Genomic DNA, 273 nt, shown 5'->3' on the forward strand with positions numbered 1-273 from the left:
GTCGGCCAATCTTTCATGGTCATCGCCGTCTCGAACTCCGTGTCCCGAACACTGCCATCCAAGCAGGCTGGAGTCGGCATGGGCATGCTCGCTATGGTCAACTTCATCGCCCAAGGCATCGCCATTGGCTTGTACAGCAAGGCCGTCGACCTCGGAGCCGGAGGGATGCCCAGCTGGAATCCGCTCCTCCGGGATGAAGCCGGCTCCGTTTTTAGCAACATCAGCCTTGTATTGGCAGGTTTAGTCGCAGTTATTTGTGTTGTTTTTTATATC

At 55.3% G+C, this 273-nt stretch carries 1 pseudogene; it reads left to right on the forward strand.

Annotated elements, in window-relative coordinates:
• Positions 1-78: 78 nt before the first annotated feature.
• Positions 79-273, forward strand: a pseudogene (locus tag KVT27_RS24615) (MFS transporter); the annotation flags it as partial.

Source organism: Lysinibacillus sp. GbtcB16 (assembly GCF_019091145.1).
In the GTDB taxonomy this organism is placed as follows: domain Bacteria; phylum Bacillota; class Bacilli; order Bacillales_A; family Planococcaceae; genus Lysinibacillus; species Lysinibacillus fusiformis.